The sequence below is a fragment of the Acinetobacter sp. 1125_18A genome (assembly GCF_052824985.1).
The window spans coordinates 385110-403320 of record NZ_VTDG01000003.1 but is presented as its reverse complement, the minus strand read 5'-3'; the positions used below and the strand labels follow the sequence as shown (position 1 = coordinate 403320).

The 18211-nt window shown below is 37.2% G+C and carries 19 protein-coding genes; 12 read left to right on the top strand and 7 right to left on the bottom strand.

The annotated features are described in order from the left end of the window. Nucleotides 1-75: 75 nt before the first annotated feature. Nucleotides 76-984, bottom strand: coding sequence for a lysine exporter LysO family protein (locus tag FY049_RS07495; RefSeq protein ID WP_446083448.1), 909 nt, complete (start codon nucleotides 982-984; stop codon nucleotides 76-78). A gap of 88 nt (nucleotides 985-1072) precedes the next feature. After that, the gene (locus tag FY049_RS07490) at nucleotides 1073-2596 is read right to left on the bottom strand and encodes a flavin-containing monooxygenase (protein ID WP_333664924.1); all 1524 of its coding nucleotides are present in this window, start codon (nucleotides 2594-2596) and stop codon (nucleotides 1073-1075) included. Between the two features lie 154 nt (nucleotides 2597-2750). On the opposite strand from FY049_RS07490, the gene FY049_RS07485 reads away from it, so the two are divergent. Together FY049_RS07485 and zapE are read left to right on the top strand one after the other, a co-directional pair. Then, nucleotides 2751-3761, top strand: a complete 1011-nt coding sequence (locus FY049_RS07485) for a helix-turn-helix domain-containing protein (protein ID WP_446083447.1) — start codon at nucleotides 2751-2753, stop codon at nucleotides 3759-3761. 108 nt (nucleotides 3762-3869) lie between these two features. Beyond that, nucleotides 3870-5018, top strand: a complete 1149-nt coding sequence (zapE, locus tag FY049_RS07480; RefSeq protein WP_004720770.1) for a cell division protein ZapE — start codon at nucleotides 3870-3872, stop codon at nucleotides 5016-5018. A gap of 204 nt (nucleotides 5019-5222) precedes the next feature. On the opposite strand, the gene FY049_RS07475 is transcribed toward zapE, so the two are convergent. Together FY049_RS07475 and FY049_RS07470 are read right to left on the bottom strand one after the other, a co-directional pair. Then, nucleotides 5223-6575: a TrkH family potassium uptake protein gene (locus FY049_RS07475; RefSeq protein ID WP_004720769.1), complete on the bottom strand. Its 1353-nt coding sequence runs from the start codon at nucleotides 6573-6575 to the stop codon at nucleotides 5223-5225. 8 nt (nucleotides 6576-6583) lie between these two features. Further along, nucleotides 6584-7234 (bottom strand): potassium channel family protein, encoded by a 651-nt coding sequence (locus FY049_RS07470; protein WP_004720766.1) that lies wholly within the window; start codon nucleotides 7232-7234, stop codon nucleotides 6584-6586. 245 nt (nucleotides 7235-7479) lie between these two features. Here FY049_RS07470 and FY049_RS07465 point away from each other — a divergent pair, with 245 nt between their 5' ends. Together FY049_RS07465 and FY049_RS07460 are read left to right on the top strand one after the other, a co-directional pair. Further along, nucleotides 7480-8025 carry a hypothetical protein gene (locus FY049_RS07465; RefSeq protein ID WP_446083446.1) on the top strand — a complete coding sequence of 182 codons (546 nt, stop codon included), beginning with the start codon at nucleotides 7480-7482 and terminating at the stop codon, nucleotides 8023-8025. Between the two features lie 48 nt (nucleotides 8026-8073). Next, entirely contained in the window at nucleotides 8074-8571 is a 498-nt protein-coding gene (locus tag FY049_RS07460) for a hypothetical protein (protein ID WP_446083445.1), read from the top strand. Nucleotides 8572-8653: 82 nt separating this feature from the next. On the opposite strand, the gene ilvA is transcribed toward FY049_RS07460, so the two are convergent. Continuing rightward, nucleotides 8654-10192: a threonine ammonia-lyase, biosynthetic gene (gene ilvA, locus FY049_RS07455; RefSeq protein WP_004821288.1), complete on the bottom strand. Its 1539-nt coding sequence runs from the start codon at nucleotides 10190-10192 to the stop codon at nucleotides 8654-8656. Between the two features lie 115 nt (nucleotides 10193-10307). Here ilvA and rpiA point away from each other — a divergent pair, with 115 nt between their 5' ends. The 5 genes from rpiA to FY049_RS07430 all read left to right on the top strand — a co-directional run bounded on the left by rpiA (nucleotide 10308) and on the right by FY049_RS07430 (nucleotide 13078). Then, a complete protein-coding gene (gene rpiA, locus FY049_RS07450; protein ID WP_035372052.1) occupies nucleotides 10308-10979 on the top strand; it encodes a ribose-5-phosphate isomerase RpiA in 672 nt (223 codons plus the stop codon). Nucleotides 10980-11075: 96 nt separating this feature from the next. Continuing rightward, nucleotides 11076-11747 carry a M48 family metallopeptidase gene (locus tag FY049_RS07445; RefSeq protein ID WP_056510895.1) on the top strand — a complete coding sequence of 224 codons (672 nt, stop codon included), beginning with the start codon at nucleotides 11076-11078 and terminating at the stop codon, nucleotides 11745-11747. A gap of 52 nt (nucleotides 11748-11799) precedes the next feature. Further along, on the top strand, nucleotides 11800-12156 hold the full coding sequence (locus tag FY049_RS07440; protein ID WP_154129753.1) for a VOC family protein: 357 nt from the start codon (nucleotides 11800-11802) through the stop codon (nucleotides 12154-12156). A 28-nt stretch (nucleotides 12157-12184) separates the two neighbouring features. Then, the gene (locus FY049_RS07435; RefSeq protein ID WP_446083444.1) at nucleotides 12185-12607 is read left to right on the top strand and encodes a bleomycin resistance protein; all 423 of its coding nucleotides are present in this window, start codon (nucleotides 12185-12187) and stop codon (nucleotides 12605-12607) included. Between the two features lie 39 nt (nucleotides 12608-12646). Then, on the top strand, nucleotides 12647-13078 hold the full coding sequence (locus FY049_RS07430; protein ID WP_446083443.1) for a GNAT family N-acetyltransferase: 432 nt from the start codon (nucleotides 12647-12649) through the stop codon (nucleotides 13076-13078). Here FY049_RS07430 and FY049_RS07425 read toward each other — a convergent pair. Together FY049_RS07425 and FY049_RS07420 are read right to left on the bottom strand one after the other, a co-directional pair. Continuing rightward, on the bottom strand, nucleotides 13068-13889 hold the full coding sequence (locus FY049_RS07425) for an alpha/beta fold hydrolase (RefSeq protein WP_446083442.1): 822 nt from the start codon (nucleotides 13887-13889) through the stop codon (nucleotides 13068-13070). The two genes, FY049_RS07430 and FY049_RS07425, sit on opposite strands and share 11 nt — an antisense overlap. A 3-nt stretch (nucleotides 13890-13892) precedes the next feature. Beyond that, complete coding sequence (locus tag FY049_RS07420) at nucleotides 13893-14645, bottom strand: hypothetical protein (protein WP_446083441.1); 753 nt, start codon at nucleotides 14643-14645, stop codon at nucleotides 13893-13895. 449 nt (nucleotides 14646-15094) lie between these two features. Between FY049_RS07420 and FY049_RS07415 the strand changes: the two genes are divergently transcribed. The 3 genes from FY049_RS07415 to FY049_RS07405 all read left to right on the top strand — a co-directional run bounded on the left by FY049_RS07415 (nucleotide 15095) and on the right by FY049_RS07405 (nucleotide 18191). Beyond that, nucleotides 15095-16201 carry a diguanylate cyclase domain-containing protein gene (locus tag FY049_RS07415; RefSeq protein WP_446083499.1) on the top strand — a complete coding sequence of 369 codons (1107 nt, stop codon included), beginning with the start codon at nucleotides 15095-15097 and terminating at the stop codon, nucleotides 16199-16201. Nucleotides 16202-16315: 114 nt separating this feature from the next. Further along, nucleotides 16316-17365 carry an N-acetyl-gamma-glutamyl-phosphate reductase gene (gene argC, locus FY049_RS07410; protein ID WP_151957526.1) on the top strand — a complete coding sequence of 350 codons (1050 nt, stop codon included), beginning with the start codon at nucleotides 16316-16318 and terminating at the stop codon, nucleotides 17363-17365. Between the two features lie 82 nt (nucleotides 17366-17447). After that, a complete protein-coding gene (locus tag FY049_RS07405) occupies nucleotides 17448-18191 on the top strand; it encodes a DUF6776 family protein (RefSeq protein WP_004720739.1) in 744 nt (247 codons plus the stop codon). The last annotated feature ends 20 nt before the right edge of the window (nucleotides 18192-18211 follow it).

Here is an 18211-nt window from a genome sequence, read left to right as displayed (position 1 = left end):
TCTTTTATATTCCAATGATTCTATTGAACAGTATTACTATCTCATCAGATAAAGCACGATATTCAGAACTTAATTTTAAAGTGCAGCCAGAACACTTACCGCAATTGGCGCCAATACCGACAGAACAAAACCACTGACCATAGCATGTGGAATATAATCATTGCCGCAAGCTTGTTTCACCATAGGTAAGGTGACGTCCATTGCGGTTGCACCAGCAGAAGAAATTGCTGAACGTGGATAACGCCATCCAATCATATACATAAATAAAATGGCAAAAATCTCCCTAAATAAATCGTTCATTAACGCAATACTTCCCAGATGGGCATTCTTTAATTCAGTCACCACAATCCCTGTCATCGAATAGAAGCCGTAACCTTGCGATAGCATGATTAAATCTTTCATACTGATATCTTGAATCAAGTAAAATGCCGCAACAGCACCCAATAGTGAGCCAATCACACAGGCAATCGGTACCAGCATAATTTTCCAGTTTAGCCAAGAACGATCCAGTGGCGAGTAAGCCAGATCCAAGCCGATCAGTAACATGTAAACTAAAAGTAAATTCCATGTGCTGACATGTAGAGGAACATGAAAAAGGTGGGCTAACTCTGCTAAGCCATAACCTACAGCCAGTGCAATAAATGCATAGCTGATGTTGAGTAATGAACCCATCAATAATTCAGCAGAAACTTTACCTTGTGATGGTTTATAGCCAATCGCTGTAAATACCAGATAACAACAAAAAAATGCACCCAATGATGTGGTGAATGCAATCGTGATTGAACTGGTGAGAATCTGTGCAGGGCTGGCAATGTTATGAATTGTTTGAGAAAACTCCATCGCAATTGCAATTAAAAGAATATAGGTAAAATAAGGCAGTATTTTAAAAGCTATTTTTTCAATGGATTGTGGAATTCTGCGGGCTAAAATAAACCCTAAACATAAACAAAATAAAAGTTGGAAAATAAGCCAAAGAGATTGCATGAAAAAATAGATAGGCAATGGATACCTATCTATTATAGTCGAAGCGAAGAAAAGCGGTTGAAAATTTATAGAAGAATATCAACCAAGTTTATGCAGCTTTTGACTTTTGTTTTGCGCTTTGCTCACGGCCTAATAAGCGGAAATCTGCTGGGTTTACTTTGCGAGTGCTGAGCCAAAATTTCCAGGTATAGGTTGGCCATAATGCAAAGTTTTTACCGCCATCTTGTTGGTACCAACTGACACAGCCAGATTGCCATACCGTACCTTCAAGCTGTTTTTGTACATTTTCATTAAATTGATCTTGTACTTCAGCTTTTACCGTCACTGCTTGCGTCTGTGTTTTTGCAACCATTTGAATCAATTGCAAAATATAATTCACTTGAGATTCAATCATGAAAATTACAGAGTTATGACCCAGTACGGTATTCGGACCAAGCAATTGAAATAGATTAGGAAAACCTTTAGTGCTGATCCCATAAAAACTTTCTGCACCATCTTTCCATGCCGTTTTTAATTCAACACCGTGTTCGCCATAGCAATCAAATGATTTTAAATAGATCCGTGGGTCTGTAATAAAACCAGTACCATAAATTAAACAATCAATTTGACGTTCTTTGCCATCCTTAGTGATGATGCTATTTTCTGTAATTTCCTGAATTCCATCGGTGATTAATTCAACATTTTTACGATTAAATGTTGGAAAGTATTTGTTGGAAATCAGGATGCGTTTACAGCCCATAATATAGTCAGGGGTCAGTTTTTTGGCGATTTCTTTGTCTTTGACTTGGAATTTTATATAAGCTTCAGCAAGTTTCTGACCATATTTCATGATTTGTGGTTTTACAATGGGGACGACACGTGATTCATTTGACCAGTACAAACGAGCACGGTGTAATTTTCTAAACCATTCAAAGCGACTAAATAGTTTTTTATCAAGTGCATTATACGCACGTTCATCACGAGGAATCACCCAAGCAGGGGTTCTTTGAAATACATAAAGATTTTGAACTTTTGCAGCAATTTCAGGAATATATTGAATTGCACTACCCCCAGTACCAATGGATGCTACATTTTTTTGATTTAAATTATAGTCATGCTTCCAGTGTGATGAATGGAAAACTTCACCTTTGAATTTTTCAATCCCTTTAATTTTAGGAATCTGTGGTACATGCAATGGACCTGATGCAAAAATAACAAATTGAGCTTCAATTTTTTGTCCACTTTTTAGTGTTAAATGCCAATTGAAATTGTGCTCATCATAACGTGTTGACACCACTTCTTGATTAAATTGGATGTATTTCTTTAAATTGAATTGCTGAATTAAATCTTGAATATAGTCAAAAATCTCAGGCGCTTCGGCATAACGTTTTGACCAATCTGTTTTTGGTGCAAATGAAAGCGAGTACATATGTGATTGAACATCACAAGCCGCACCTGGGTACTGGTTCTCACGCCATGTACCACCAACATCATCTGCTTTTTCTAAAATGATAAAATCATGAATATTGGCTTGCAATAGGCGGATTGCCATGGCTAAACCACCAAATCCAGATCCAATAATTGCAACTTGCGTTGATTGAGGTTTTGCTTCAGTCGTAGGGGCTGTACTCATTTTTGTTCGCTCTGACTTTTCCAGTTTTGCATAGAATATCGGAAATGCAGCGCTTGAAATATGATTGCACTGACACAAAAATTGATATATTCGGCAATTTGCAAAAAACCATCTTTGTAGTACAAAGTTTGGGTAGAAATCAAATGATGATCCAATGAAACGCTCGATTCTCGGTTTAATGTATTTAATTCATGGTATGCGTAATGCTGGAATCGATGTAGATTCACGACTTGCTAGTATTGGGATCAAAGCAGATGCACTTGATCCCAGTTCAATCATTCATCCCAGCTTAGAGTGGGATATACAAAAAGTGATTGGGCAGGGTGTGCAGCCAGAAACAGGTTTGTTTATCGGTCAACATTATTCTTTGGCGGGTTATGGTCCGTTACTGATGCTCTTGGTGACATGTAGTAATGTTGGTGATGCGATTCAAAATGGTGTGCATTATCAGGGTTTAACCTATTTATACGGTGTCTTAGGGCTTGAGAAAGGCGATCATCAAGTCGCATTAACCTACAAGCCTGTAGACTTAGAAACAGAAATGGGTTTGTTGAGAGCGCAATGTGAAATCTCTGGAACTTATAAATTTCTGGATGATATTTATAAAATGATGGGACTTACAGCGCCCAGCGTGAGAATCGAGTTACCCTTTCAGCAGCCTCAGGATTTAAGTGTATTAAAGAAATATCATGATTATTATGGTTCAGATTTACATTTTAATTGTGAAAAAGCCGCTTTTTGGATCAATGAAGATGTGATGCAACTGCCGATTCCATCCGCAGATCCAATTACACATCGGGTTTACGAAGCCAAGTGTATTGCTGAAATCGAGCGATTGAATGCCGAAGAACAGAAAATTGCGCCATTGATTCAACGGGTAAATGATTATTTGGAATTACAGCAAGGGATTATTCCGTCGATGGCCGAAGTGGCTCAGGCGTTGAATGTGCCTGAAAGAACCTTACGCCATCAGTTGCAGCAATTAAATACCAGTTATAAACAAATTCGGGAACAGTTGATTAAGCACAAAGCATTGCGCTTGATTGAATATAAGGAATATTCAATTGAGGTGATTGCTGAATTACTTGGTTACTCAGAACCCGCTGCATTTAATCATGCTTTTAAACGTTGGTTTGGGCAAAGCCCGCGTCAATATGGTAAATAAACAGGTAGTGCTGATATGAGATATAGAGTTAGAATTATCCCAAAGTTTTATTTATCAAAAATGAATATTCGATATACTTCCTTTAGCCTTTAAAAGTAACAAAATGATATGTTAGATCAGAATACAACTTCAACAGCATTTACTCCCGTATCACCCGCTGAGCGTTATGCAAAAGCATTGTCATCTGGACAGTTTTTACCAGATGATGCTCAGGCTCAAGCAGTACATGAGTTGGAGCGGGTATGGCAAGAATTGATCAATCGTTATAAAGCATCGAAAAAAGCTTTTCGTCGTTTCCGCCGTCAAACTGCACCGAGAGGTGTATATATGTGGGGTGGTGTAGGGCGTGGAAAGACATGGCTTATGGATCAATTTTACGATTCGATTCCTTTTCGCCGTAAAACTCGTATGCATTTCCATCATTTTATGCAATTTGTGCATAAAGAGTTAAATAAGCTTTCTGGACAGCGTAATCCTTTAGATATTGTTGCAGATCAAATTTATAAAGAAGCTGTGGTGATTTGTTTTGATGAGTTCTTTGTATCGAATGTAACCGATGCAATGATTCTCAGTGATTTATTCCAAAAATTATTTACTCGTGGCATTACCTTGATTGCCACATCAAATATTGCCCCAGATGGTTTATATAAAAATGGAATCCATCGTGATCGTTTTATTCCAACGATTGAAATGGTAAAAAAACATTGTGTGGTATTGAATGTTGATGCGGGTGTTGACTATCGTTTACGGGTATTAAAACAAGCGCAATTGTTTAAATCGCCACTGACAGATGACAATAAAGTCTGGATGGCAAAGCGTTTTAATGCATTAACCACATCGCAGACAGTATCAGAAGAACCAATTACGATTAATAACCGTGTTGTTGAAACTTTAGGCCATACAGAAGATGTATTGTGGTGTGAGTTTAGAGAACTCTGTATGAAACCGCGTAGCCCATCGGACTTTATTGAAATTGCCAATATCTATAATACCGTTTTGGTGAGTAATGTTCCGCACTTAACTGATTTGTTGTCAGAAGGTACACGTCGTTTTATTTATCTGGTAGATGAGTTTTATGACCGTGGCGTAAAACTGTTATTGACATCTCAAGACTCGATTATTGAGATTTATGACGGAGAGAAGCTGGCTTTCGAAATTGAACGTACACGTTCTCGTTTACTTGAAATGCAATCAGATGAATATTTGCAGTCAGAGCATCGTTTGATTAAAGGCAATAGTGAGTTAGAAGTAGAATAATCATCTTTAGAAAGATGTGAAAAAGCGATCCTATCATTGATAAGATCGCTTTTTTATGGGGGGATACTGTCATCAGTATGCATTTTGCAAGGACTGTGTGAGCAATCTATTTAAGGAGTCTCAGCCTATATTAGATATATGCGATAAGATTAAAATGATCCCACAAAGCTGCTTAAGTTGTATTCGTCTGATGACTAAAAACAATTAACCCACCTGAATTTCAGTATTTGGGTGACGAACACGACTTTTATTCGGTGTAGCAATCAAATAAGCCAGTGTTAGTGGTCCTAAGCGTCCAGCAAACATTAGACAAATTAAAGCGATTTGACTACCAGCGTGTAAATTCTCAGTGATTCCGCGTGATAAGCCGACAGTACAAGCTGCAGAAACGGCTTCAAATAATAAGTCTAAAAACTTTTTATCAGGCTCAAGGATCAGTAGGGTAAAAAAGCCAATCAGGATCAGCAGTGAAGTAATTGAAATGACCGCCATTGCCTTAAATGTAGCCTGATGAGAAACAGAATGCCCAAAAATGGTAATTTCATCTGAACGTTTTAAGAAGGTAATGACACTTAAAATCATAATAATAAATGTGCCGACTTTAATTCCACCAGCAGTACTTAAAGAACCACCACCAATAAACATCAATACCATGGTAATTAATGTTGATGCATTGGTCATACTGCTGACTTCCAAGCTGTTAAAACCTGATGAACGAGGTACGGTAGCATGGAACCATGCGTTTAAAGCTTGATCACCAACAGACATTGGAGCCAGTGTTAAAGGATTGGATGCTTCGATTGCCCAAATAACAATAAAGGCAAAAAGGTTTAAGCCCGCAATCGTAGACAGAATTAACTTACTATTGGTGGAAAGTTTCTTCCAACGCTTGGCTCTTTTAATATCCATCAATACAACAAAACCAATCCCACCGATGATATACAGCATACTGATGGTAAATGTCACCATATACTGGTCAGAGAAGCTCATTAAGCTATTGGGAAATAAAGAAAATCCACCATTGTTAAACGCAGAAATACTATAAAACAGTGCATAGAAAAATGCATGTTCAAGGTCATAGTGATGTGACCATGCCATGGTTAGAATCCCTGTACCAATCGCTTCAAAGAACAAGGAGTAAAGAAAAACTCCTTTTACAGTAAAGGTCGCTTTGGCCAAACTGGTTTGACCAATGGTTTCTTGTGCCATGACTTGCTGCCGAATACCAACTTTTGAGGAAAGACTCAAAGCAGCTAAGATCGCAAACGTCATAAAACCTAAGCCGCCGCATTGGATCAGTATCATCACCACAACTTGACCGAAGGTGGTTAAGGAGTCTCCAATATTAACGACAGACAGCCCAGTGATGGTTACAGCAGACGTGGCAGTAAACAGAGCCTCTAGCCATGTCAAATTGCCTTGATTAGCAAAGGGAAGTTTAAGTAACAATGTTCCGATGATAATAAAGCTTAAAAAACCTAAAGCAAGTAAGCTCGGTGGGCTGAGATTAATACTATTGTGTTTTTTGTTGATTAGTTCTTTTTTAGATAAACGCATAGTTATGACTATAAGAAACGAATCGAAAATTGTCTTAACATTTCTACAGGTCCTTCAAGGATTAAAATATCCTTTTCCTGTAAAATCGTCCCCGGTGCAATATCATACAGTACATGCGAGCCGCGTTGTAATAACAAGGTTGTAAGTTCGGGGGTATTTTCCATGACCGTTTGAAATTGCGCGCCTTGTAAATTTGCACCTATTTCAATTTTGACGATATAGCGATCATTATTTAACGCCATATAACGTCTCACCATTGGATAACTGAGTGATTGTGCAACACGAATCCCCATGTCTTCTTCAGGGTGAATGATTTTTGTAATGCCTAAATGAGACAAAATCATATGATGCGATTTAGATTTGGCTTTGACAAAGATTTTTTCGATACCCAAATTTTTTAAATGCAGTACGCATAGAATACTGGCTTCAATATCTTCACCAATGGCAACCACTACGGCATCACAATTTTTGATATTCAGTTCATCTAACACATGTTCATCGGTAGCATCTGCAATAACTGCATGACTGATTTTATCGGCAATGTTTTCTACATTTTTCTTTAATGTATCAATACCTATTACATCGTGATTTAAGTTGGTGAGTTCTAGTGCAACTGCTTCACCAAAACTGCCTAAACCGATGACAGCGAATTGCGCCATTCTACAAAGTCCTTATCCCGACACTGATTTTGTGTTGGTATGATCATATTCAATTTTTATATATTTTATCTTTAAAGTATTGCAACGCCAATCTACAAACTGAGAATAAAAAGCGATAAATGTAAATAAAACCAGATTTATGTCATAAAAACTTAAAATTGATCCGATATCATTGCTTTGAAATTTAAAAATGCAAAGCCAAGATTGAGCTTTTTATCCAAGAATAAAAAACGGATGATAAAAAAATGGACGATAAGAAAATTTTTAAAATTCTCCAACATTGGTTCCCAGCGTTGGAGCAAAGAGATATTCCCAAAAAGAAACATCGTAAACGTTTTGTCGAGTTTATTAATTGGATCGAAGCTGAAAAGTTTGGTGGGCGATTTCGTGGATATTTAATGAAAATTGATCGTATGCAATTTCATGAAAATGAGATTGAGCGTTGTGCGGTTTTTCATGAATATGCAGTAGATAGCTTGGGAATTCAAACTCAAATTCGTGAAAGAGCGAAGCCTTTATTTGATCATTATGAAGTACACAAAGATGTTATTGGACGCTATTACAATGTTCAAGATCAAGTTTATGATGTTGTATTTGAGGAAATATTAAAACAGGCCAGACAACATGATCATGAGTTGCTATTGATTTATGCTGAAGATTATTATTGGTTGATCGTACCGAATCATGAATATAAAATTGAAAAGTTCTGCAAGTGTTTTAATAAACAATTTCATGATGAAGATGTCAGTATAGAACATTACGCATTATTTGATTGTTCAAGATCGACTTAGTTTTTTGCAATTAATTCAACATATTGATAATAAAATAGAGAGATATCCATGTCACAGAAAATATATTCATTACTTCAATATTTAATTCCCGAGCTAAATGCACAAAAAATCCCTCAAGATACTGAATTTTATAGTTTTAGTGAATGGATAAATCAACAGCATGATTTCCTACATTATATTGAATTAAAAGAATATTATGACAATGGAATTGAAGATGATTTCTACTTTAACCAGCACAATATTGATACTGAGCAATTGCAAAATGAGATTGAAGTTGCAATAGCTGAAGTATTTGATCAATACGATGAAGAAGATGATGTCTCATTTGATGATCAAATGGACGCAATGCAACAAACAGAAGAAATCATTTTCGATAAAATTAAACTGGTTGCAAATCAGTATCAGCTTTCTTTATTGGTTATATATCGTGAGAATCCGTATTGGATGCTTGTACCTACACAAGATGAGCAACAATTAAATCAAATTGTGGATGCTTTTAATGACGCATTTAATGATGATGGTGATTTAAATATGGCGGTTTATTAAGTTAACTTTTTCGAATTGTTCTGATTTTATAAAAAAATAGCCCATAAAAAATTTATAGGCTATTTCGATTTTGAAGCTATTTCTATTTTAAGAAACGTTGATAACCTAAGTTATTGGTAATTTCTTGATATGGGTAATTGATATTTTCCAAAGTCTCAATCAGTCCATCTGGATTCTGTACAGCATCTTCTGCATCCAAGCCAACCAAAACACGTCCTTCTGCTGCACCGTGATTACGATAATGGAATAGGCTAATGTTATGGGTTGGACCAAGGCGCTCCAAGAATGTTAATAAAGCGCCTGGGCGTTCTGGAAACTCAACACGGAACAAACGTTCATTGGCAATATCGGCATGACCCCCAATCAAATAACGGATATGCAATTTTGCAACTTCATCATCCGATAAATCATCGACATCATAATGTAATTTCATGGCTTCATAGATGTCATGGCGTTCTTTTTCACCAGCCTTTAAGCTAATACCGACAAAGACTTGAGCTGCAGATGCGTCACTGGCACGGTAGTTAAACTCAGTGATATTACGGCCTTGCAAAGCACGACAGAAATTCAGGAAAGAACCTTTTTCTTCTGGAATGGTCACTGCAAAAATGGCTTCTTTACGTTCACCGAGTTCGGTACGTTCAGCAATATAACGTAAACGGTCAAAGTTCATGTTGGCACCGCAAACAATTGACACCATGTTTTTGCCTTCAAGACCATGTGCAGCGACGTACTTTTTGATACCTGCAAGTGCCATAGCACCTGATGGTTCAACAATACTACGACATTCATCATAAGTGTCTTTGATTGCCGTACAGATTTCATCTGTATTGACCAGTACCACATCACGTTCAACAATTGGACCTGAGTTATCAGATTTTTGTAGTTGAATCACTTCAAATGGCTTTTCACCGATTTGAGCAACAGCTGTACCATCTGCAAATAATCCTACAGAAGGGAGTATTACACGTTGATTGGCTTCAAATGCTGCTTTTAAACATGCAGATTCATCATATTCGACAGGAATAACTTTGACATGCGGGGCAACATCACCAAGATATGCCGCTACACCTGCAATTAAACCACCACCGCCCACAGCAACAAATACGTATTCAACATCACGCCATTGACGCAATATTTCATTGGCAATTGTACCTTGGCCGGCCATAACCAGTTCATCATCATAAGGCGGAATAAAGGTTAAACCTTCGTCATTTGCACGTTGAATGGCATATTTGTTAGCAACATCAAATGAGTCGCCGTGAAGCACAACATCACCACCCAAACGTTTTACTGCTTGAACTTTAATATCAGGGGTGGTTTTTGGCATCACAATAATGGCGCGAATACCTAACTTTTGACCAGATAAAGCCACGCCCTGAGCATGGTTACCTGCTGAAGCAGTAATAACGCCACGTTCCAACTGAGATTTCGGTAATTGACTAATACGGTTATACGCACCGCGTAGTTTGAAGGAAAAGACAGGTTGTAAATCTTCGCGTTTAAAGCGAATGTTATTGTTTAGTTTTTCACTAATTCGTGGCGCTGCTTCGAGTGGGGTTTCGATTGCAACGTCATACACCGTTGCCTGTAATATTTGTCGAACCAAACGAGACAGCATGTTAATTTTCCATCTAACAGTTTAAAATGAGCGCTCATTGTAACAAACCGTTGTACCTTTGCGTTTTAAAATTATGCAAAATGTGCAGGAAATTGAAATTTTATTGAGAGATGTCATGAGCCTTTATGCAACCCAGGACGAGAAAAAACAAGCTGCAGCCCAAGCCGCTTTAAAACACTTACCAAGAGGGGGCATTTTGGGAGTCGGTACTGGTAGTACAGTGAACTTCTTAATTGAATTATTACCTCAGTTACAACTTGAAGCAGCCGTAGCCAGTTCAGAAGCAACAGCTCAACGTCTTAAGAAATTAGGCATTGAAGTGGTTGATATGAACCATGTTGGTGGTTTAGATGCTTATGTAGATGGTGCTGATGAAATTGACCGTCATTTACATATGATTAAAGGCGGTGGTGCTGCACTCACACGTGAAAAAATCGTGGCATCTATTGCGAAAAAGTTTGTATGTATTGTTGATGACTCGAAATGGGTCGATCAATTAGGCCGTGAATTTCCATTGCCTATCGAAGTGATTCCTATGGCACGTTCAGCCGTTGCACGTAAAATCGTATCTTTAGGCGGTGACCCAGTTTATCGTGAAGGTGTGGTAACGGATAACGGTAATGTCATTCTAGATGTCTATAACTTAAATATTTTGAATGCATTAGAGGTCGAAAAAACTATTAACGATATTCCTGGTGTGGTGTGTAATGGTATTTTTGCGATCAATAAAGCTGATGTTGCTGTAGTTGCCACCAATCATGGTATTGAAGAGCGTACCGCAGGATAAGAAAAATTTCCCCTAACTTCTGCTTGAGTAAAGACAAGGCTTTTCCTTGCTTTGTAAAGAAAGGTTGGGGGAGATTCTAAAAATAAGCGTATTAAGATGGCAAATCTTCCTGAAATAAAAATCACACATCATGCACGGGCAACACGCTTACGTTTACGTGTTGAACCGACGCAGATTCGCTTAACTGTGCCTAAGTATTGTACCCAACGTCAAATTCAGCATTTTTTACACGAGTCTGAACAATGGATGATTGAGACATGGCATAAACAGCAGGAAAAAATACAGCAGGTTGATCAGATATTACCGACAAGCTTGCAACTGTTTAATTTAAAACTGCCCCTAGAAATTATTTATAAAACTCAAAAAAATAGCTATATTTTAGATGAGCAAAAGCATCAGTTATTTGTCAGCGAGCGTCAGCCGGAAAGCTATTTAAAAGCTTTTGTGATTGCTTATGCAAAGCATTATCTACCGATTTATTTAAAGCAAGTCAGTGATGAAACCCATTTAAAGTTTGGACAGTGTGCTGTTCGACACCCGAAAACGCGTTGGGGAAGTTGTACAGCCCGTCATGATATTATGCTCAATAGTGCCTTAGTTTTATGTGATCAACGAATTACCCGTTATGTCTGTGTACATGAATTGGCACATACCAAACATTTTGATCATAGCGCTGCTTTTTGGTCTGAAGTTGAAAAGCACGATCAACACTATCAGCAGCATCGTAAAGTTTTAAAAAGTAGTGTAATGCCTTGGTGGTGGGCGTAATAAAATAAGTAAATTTCTAGATTGCATTAAAATAAAAAATGAGGAAAAGCGTATGACTGTAAAAAGAATCATAAGTAATATTAAAGCTTTAGATTTAGCCAGTGCCCAAGCTTTTTATGGTGATTTTTTAGCGATGGACTTGGTGATGGATCATGGCTGGATCAAAACATTTGCCAGTCAGGAAATCATGCATCCACAAATCAGTATTGCTTCGGAAGGGGGAAATAATACAGATGTACCCGATTTTTCAATCGAAGTTGACAATGTGGATGAACTTTATGAAAAAGCCAAAAAATTAGATTTAGACATTCTCTATCCCTTAACCAATGAAGACTGGGGTGTTAGGCGATTCTATGTCAAAGATCCATTTGGAAAGGTTGTAAATGTTTTACAACATATTGAATATTAAAAATTAATGAATTAAGTAGGATTTTTAAATGCAGTGGAATAAATTGGTTCCAGAATTGATCGTCACCGATTTGGATAAAAGTTATCATTTTTGGGTGGAAATACTGGGTTTTTCTGTAATGTATCAACGGACTGAAGAAAAATTTATGTATGTGGAACTTGATGGTGTTCAGTTTATGTTAGAGCAACAGCAACAAGGGCAATGGTTAACAGGAGTGTTGGCCTATCCATTGGGAAGAGGGATTAACTTTCAGTTCGAAGTAGACCAACTCGACAGTATTTTAAATCGTTTGGATGTCGCACAATGGCCGCTGTTTGCAGCGTTAGAAGAACGTTGGTACCGTGCAGAAACTATAGAGCATGGACAAAAGCAATTTTTAGTTCAAGATCCAGATGGTTATTTATTACGAATTGTTGAGGTGATTGGGGAAAGAGCAATAACACTAGATTAAATAAGGTAAGGTTATAGGGACTTTAATTGAGATACAGCGATGCACATCAGATCTTTTCAAAATCATGACCGAGCACCATTGAGTGAACTTTTTTTAAATACCAGAAAATTAAGTTGGCCGTGGTTAGATTCTTCAAAATGGGGGCTGAGTGATTTTGAAAAATACACCGAAAATGAAATGATTTTAGTGGCTGAAAAAGACCAAGAATATTTGGGATTTGCATCTATTTACCTGCAAGAGAACTTTTTACATCATCTATTTATTGCCCCAAATGCTCAAAATCAGGGTGTAGGGACAGTATTGCTACACGCAGCAGAACAACTGTTTACGGGTACAGGCTATCTCAAATGTTTATCTGAAAATAAACAAGCTTTGTCTTTTTATTTAGGTCATGGCTGGGAAGCAATCAGCACTGGAGTAAGTGAAGAAGGTGGATATATATTGATGTCAAAAGCAAAACTTATTCAGTAAAACCATCGATCCATTCCCGAATTATTTCGACGACTTCATCAGGCTGTTTAATCCATGCACTATGTTGATTGCCTTTAGTTTTATGGGTTAAATCCAGCGTGTTTATTTGTGGGTTTTTAAAATAACCACTTAGGCCAAGCATTGAAGACATTGGTGCAAAATCATCACCATTTAAATAGACAAATAAGGCGGCGTTATTCACCACGTTTTCTTGACCACTAATATGTGCATAATTTCCTGTAAAGATAACTTTAGACCAATCACGCATTAAGGATTTTGTCTCTTTATTCCCAAAAGCAATTTTATAGCCTGCAAAATAACCATCTTTTAAAATCATGGCGTTGATCACTGTGACTGCTTTTAAAATATTGATTTTACCTTTTAAGTCCCAATTTTTTAAACCGATATTGCCTGTGGCAACACCAATGACTTTATTTGCATGATTTTGTGCATAAAGTGTTGCTAAATGTCCACCTAAACTATGTCCAAATAAGATTGGAACTTGCTGGTTTAGTTCTAAGGCCAGCTTTTCCAGTTGAGGAATAAAGTCATTGAGTAAATCAGCATAACCATAATCAATCTTTGCTGAAACAGGCGGAGTATTACGCCCACAATGGGGATAATCAGCCACAATAACATTCAAGCCACTTTGGCTTAAAGCGGTAATGAGCACCTCGTATTTACTGATTGGTATGCCAAGCGCAGCCAGCAAAATAACACTATGGCTGTTTTCAGGGTTGGAATAAATATCGACTACAATTGGATATTGCCCAAAATCAATATTCTTTTGGGTGAAAGATGTATTTTTCATGATTTAGTCCTTAAAAATATTCATTTGAATCATGCTTGAAAGTCCGAGTGTATGCATTAAAGCAGTTCGTGATTGAGGGTTTCTCTTTGCTTCAATTGAGATAAGTTTACGCATTTCTGAATTAAAATGTACCCGTGGATATTGGGTTAAAATTCGGTTTTTAAAACTGTTTGAAAATAAGCTGAGATGAGTCCCAATTACATCACAGGAAGTGGCTTTTTGCAGTAATAGCACTTCTTTAGAAAGACTGTGATCACTTTCATCTAAACTGCCATTCATATGTAAACAAATCGCATTTGAAATATTAACCATTTTGTCTTCGGGATAATGGTGTTTGCTACAGAGGGTTTCAGCTCTTAAGGCACTTTCAAAGCTAAAACATTGACATGCATATTGATCCAAATGATTAACCAGTCCTAAATCATGCATCAAACATGAAATAACAAGACTCTCTTGATCAAATTGCCATTGTTTGGTGTGGGCGATAGCAATAGCCCAAAAATAGCTCCGCCAAGAATGATTGATGATCGCTTGAGAGGCTGTTTGTTCTAATTCGTCCATCGCTTCTTTGACAATTGCTGTGTCAGGAATCTGAAAACTATCCAATGTAAATGAAGTTGAATCATGATGTGCTTTGAGAAATGTCTTGCCATAGTTCAATGTGACAGGGATTAGAACTTGTTTTATAAGCTGAGTTTTCTCTTTAAAGCTAAGTTTTCCATTACTTGTATTCATCCACGCTCGTGATCCAATCATGACCAATGCATCCTTTTGTTGATTTTAGAGTAATTACTCTAAATTATTATGCATAGATCATTGAGCAAGACAAGACCGTTTTCTTTGAATTTGTTTGAATAGTCTTTTATGTCAAAAACGAGAATTAAAATGAAAAGGTTTGTTTATCATTTTTTTTAGAGGTTTAATTTGATGATTTTATAGGCGATGTCATTAAATTACATGTTTATTTGTGTATTTATCATCATGAATTTTAAGTGATGGTATAATGCTTTAAAAGTATTTCTTAATAAAAGCAGTTAAATTACAAAATAGTCTGATTATTTTAAGCATAAGTTGGGAGTGAATTAAAAAATACTCTAAACTTGGCGACTTGCCAATATTTCCTATTTCTTATCATAAAGATATCAGACGTGAATTTTGCAGATACTCATTACTTTATTTTGATTGTACCGATCTGCCTGATATTAATGGGCAGTTTACTTTTGATCTGCCATTATTTTTTTAAAGCACCTACTTATTTATTTTGGTTGGGTCTTGGATATATCGTGCCGTCTTTTGCTTTAGCTGCACAAAGTTTTATGTCTAACCAACAATTAACATTCTCTGCCCCTGTTGTTGGTGGTTTATACCTATTTGGTGCATGGGCCAGTGCCTATACTATGGCATTGAGAAAGAAAGCCAGTGCGCACACTTTAGTGGCTTTCATTTTGATCCTTATCACAATATGTCTGCTGGTCTATTATTCTTTTGTTGATGAACAGCTATGGATGAGAATGCTGATTTTAAATATTAGTATTGCCACAATTGAATCCTTGGTTTTAACATCGATTTTTAGAGATGATAAGCAAAGTGATTGGTTAAATAAGCTGGTCGATTATTCCTATCTTTTTATCGTTGTATATACTTTTGTCCGTGTCATTATTATTTTCTTTTTTTTGAAAAATATTGAAGCCAGTATGCTTGTGGATTCTGTGTGGTGGTTAATGATGCTTGCTGCCAGTATTATCCTGAGCATGTGGTTTGCGATCGTACTTTTGGGAACATTAGTTCGAGATATTATTTTGAAATTAAATGATGAACGTTGCAGAGATCCATTAACACATTTACTCAATCGTCGTGGATTTTATGACGCAGCTAAAATAATTTTAATCGATTTACCAGAAAAGCAATATTTTTTGTTGATGTGTGATGTCGATCATTTTAAGAAAATTAATGACACCTATGGACATCTGGTGGGTGATCAGATTTTGCAGAGTGTAGGTCGTCTTGTCAGTCAGCATGTTGGTGAAAAGGGCTTAGTTGGACGTTTTGGTGGTGAAGAGTTTATTGTTTTATTACAAGTTGAAGATCGCGATTATGCCTATAAAATTGCTGAGCGTATGCGAACTGCTATTGAGACTGAGCAATTTTTAACTCAATCGATCTTATTGACAGCCAGCTTTGGTTTAACACAAGTGCGACATCGTAATTTAGCCAGCGGTATAGAAGCTGCTGACAAACTTTTGTATGTCGCCAAACGTAGAGGGCGCAACTGTATTGCGCAAGATTCATCAATCGATTTTATGGGAATTTAACTTTGTCATAATGCTAAAACATCATAAAAACTCAGTAAAATAGTTTAGAAAGCATCAACTTCCTGTCATACTACAGCACTACAAAATGGATACTTTTAAATCGAGGTAAAAAACGTGATTTCAGTGGGTATTGTCGGTGGAACAGGTTATACAGGCGTTGAATTGTTGCGTCTTTTACTACGACATCCAAATGTGCAAGTGAATGTACTGACATCACGTACCGAAGATGGTCGCCGTGTAGATGATATGTTTCCAAGCTTACGTGGTCACACAGAGCTTAAGTATTCAGATTTAAACATTGATGAATTAAAAAAATGTGATGTTGTGTTTTTTGCGACCCCGCATGGTGTGGCAATGCAGCATGCACAACAACTTTTGGCAGCAAATACCAAAGTTATCGATTTAGCCGCTGATTTTCGCTTGCAGAATTTAGCACAGTTTGAAAAATGGTATGGGATGCAGCACGCTTGTCCAGAAGTACTGAAAGATTCTGTATATGGTTTATCTGAACTTAATCGTGAACAGATTAAAAATGCCAATGTTGTCGGTAATCCTGGCTGTTACCCAACCACTGTACAGTTGGGATTAGCGCCACTTTTTAAGCAAGCTGAAACATTGGTTAAACCAGAAAGTATTATCATTGATGCGAAATCTGGTGTATCAGGTGCGGGGCGTAAAGCTAGTTTGGGCATGATTTATTCAGAAAATGCAGATAATTTTAAAGCCTATGGCGTTGCTGGACATCGTCATCATCCTGAAATTGTAGAAGCATTAGAAAATATTTCAGGTCAAAAAAATGTATTTGATCAGATTCTTTTTGTACCACATTTGGTTCCGATGATTCGTGGTATGTTCAGTACAATCTATGTTGATTTGACAGAGCAAGGCGCAGCAGCAGATTTACAAAGTCTTTATGAAAAATTTTATGCAAATGAAATATTTGTAGATGTAATGCCTGCAAATAGTTCACCAGAAACACGTTCTGTACGTGGTGCAAACCAACTCAGAATTGCACTGTATAAACCGCATCCGAACAAGTTAATTGTTTTGTCTGTTCAAGACAATTTAGTCAAAGGTGCGGCAGGACAGGCTGTACAAAATATGAACTTAATGTTTGGTTTTGCTGAAGATGCTGGTTTACAAGGTATCGGATTATTACCATAAAAAACGCTTTATGGCTTCACACACATATAACTTTGCGGTTAAATGTGTGTTTTGATTCTATCAATAATACTTAGAGATGATGATGCAGAACACAGAAACAAATACCGCGTCACAACCAGCTCAAGCACCGAAAAAGCCTTTTTTAAAAGGGAATATGCCTTTGGTGATCGGTGGGGTTGTATTATGTGCTGGCAGTGTACTTTTAGGTTATACGGTTGGACATCGCCAAGGGCTAACGGTAGTCGGTTTTGATGCAGATGCAGAACAGTTGGTAGAAGTTGTGAAGCAACAAAAAACAACACTGGCTAATTTAAATAAAAGCCTAAATGCTGCTGTACAGGAAAGAGACGTGGCTGTTTCGAATTCTAACGATTTGTTAGAGTCATTGAACAAAGCCAATGCTGAAAAATCACAAGTTGATGTGATGAGTGCGATTTATCGTGAAGTGTTAAAACAACGTGGCGGTTTGAGTTTAACAATTCAAAACTTGGCGGTTAAGCCATTACCAGAAAACGCTTATGAATATCAGCTTGATCTTATTCAAGTCAGTCCAAGACGTGCGACGGGTTCCGTTGAAATTCGTTTGATTAGTGGTACTGAGGTGTTAACAGTGCCAATGGCAGATGCGAATTATAACTTTACTGATTATGAGCGCTTAACTGGTCGTTGGACCATGCCTAAGGGCTTTAATCCACAATTTATCGAAATCCGTCTAAATGGTGCCACGCCAGTGGTTAAACGCTTTAGTTGGTCACGTGGGCAAGCTGTAGACAGTGCAGCAGCATTTGCTGCAGAGGTTCCTCAAGCTGCGGCTAATTCTCAATAAATCATAAGTATTTTGAAAAA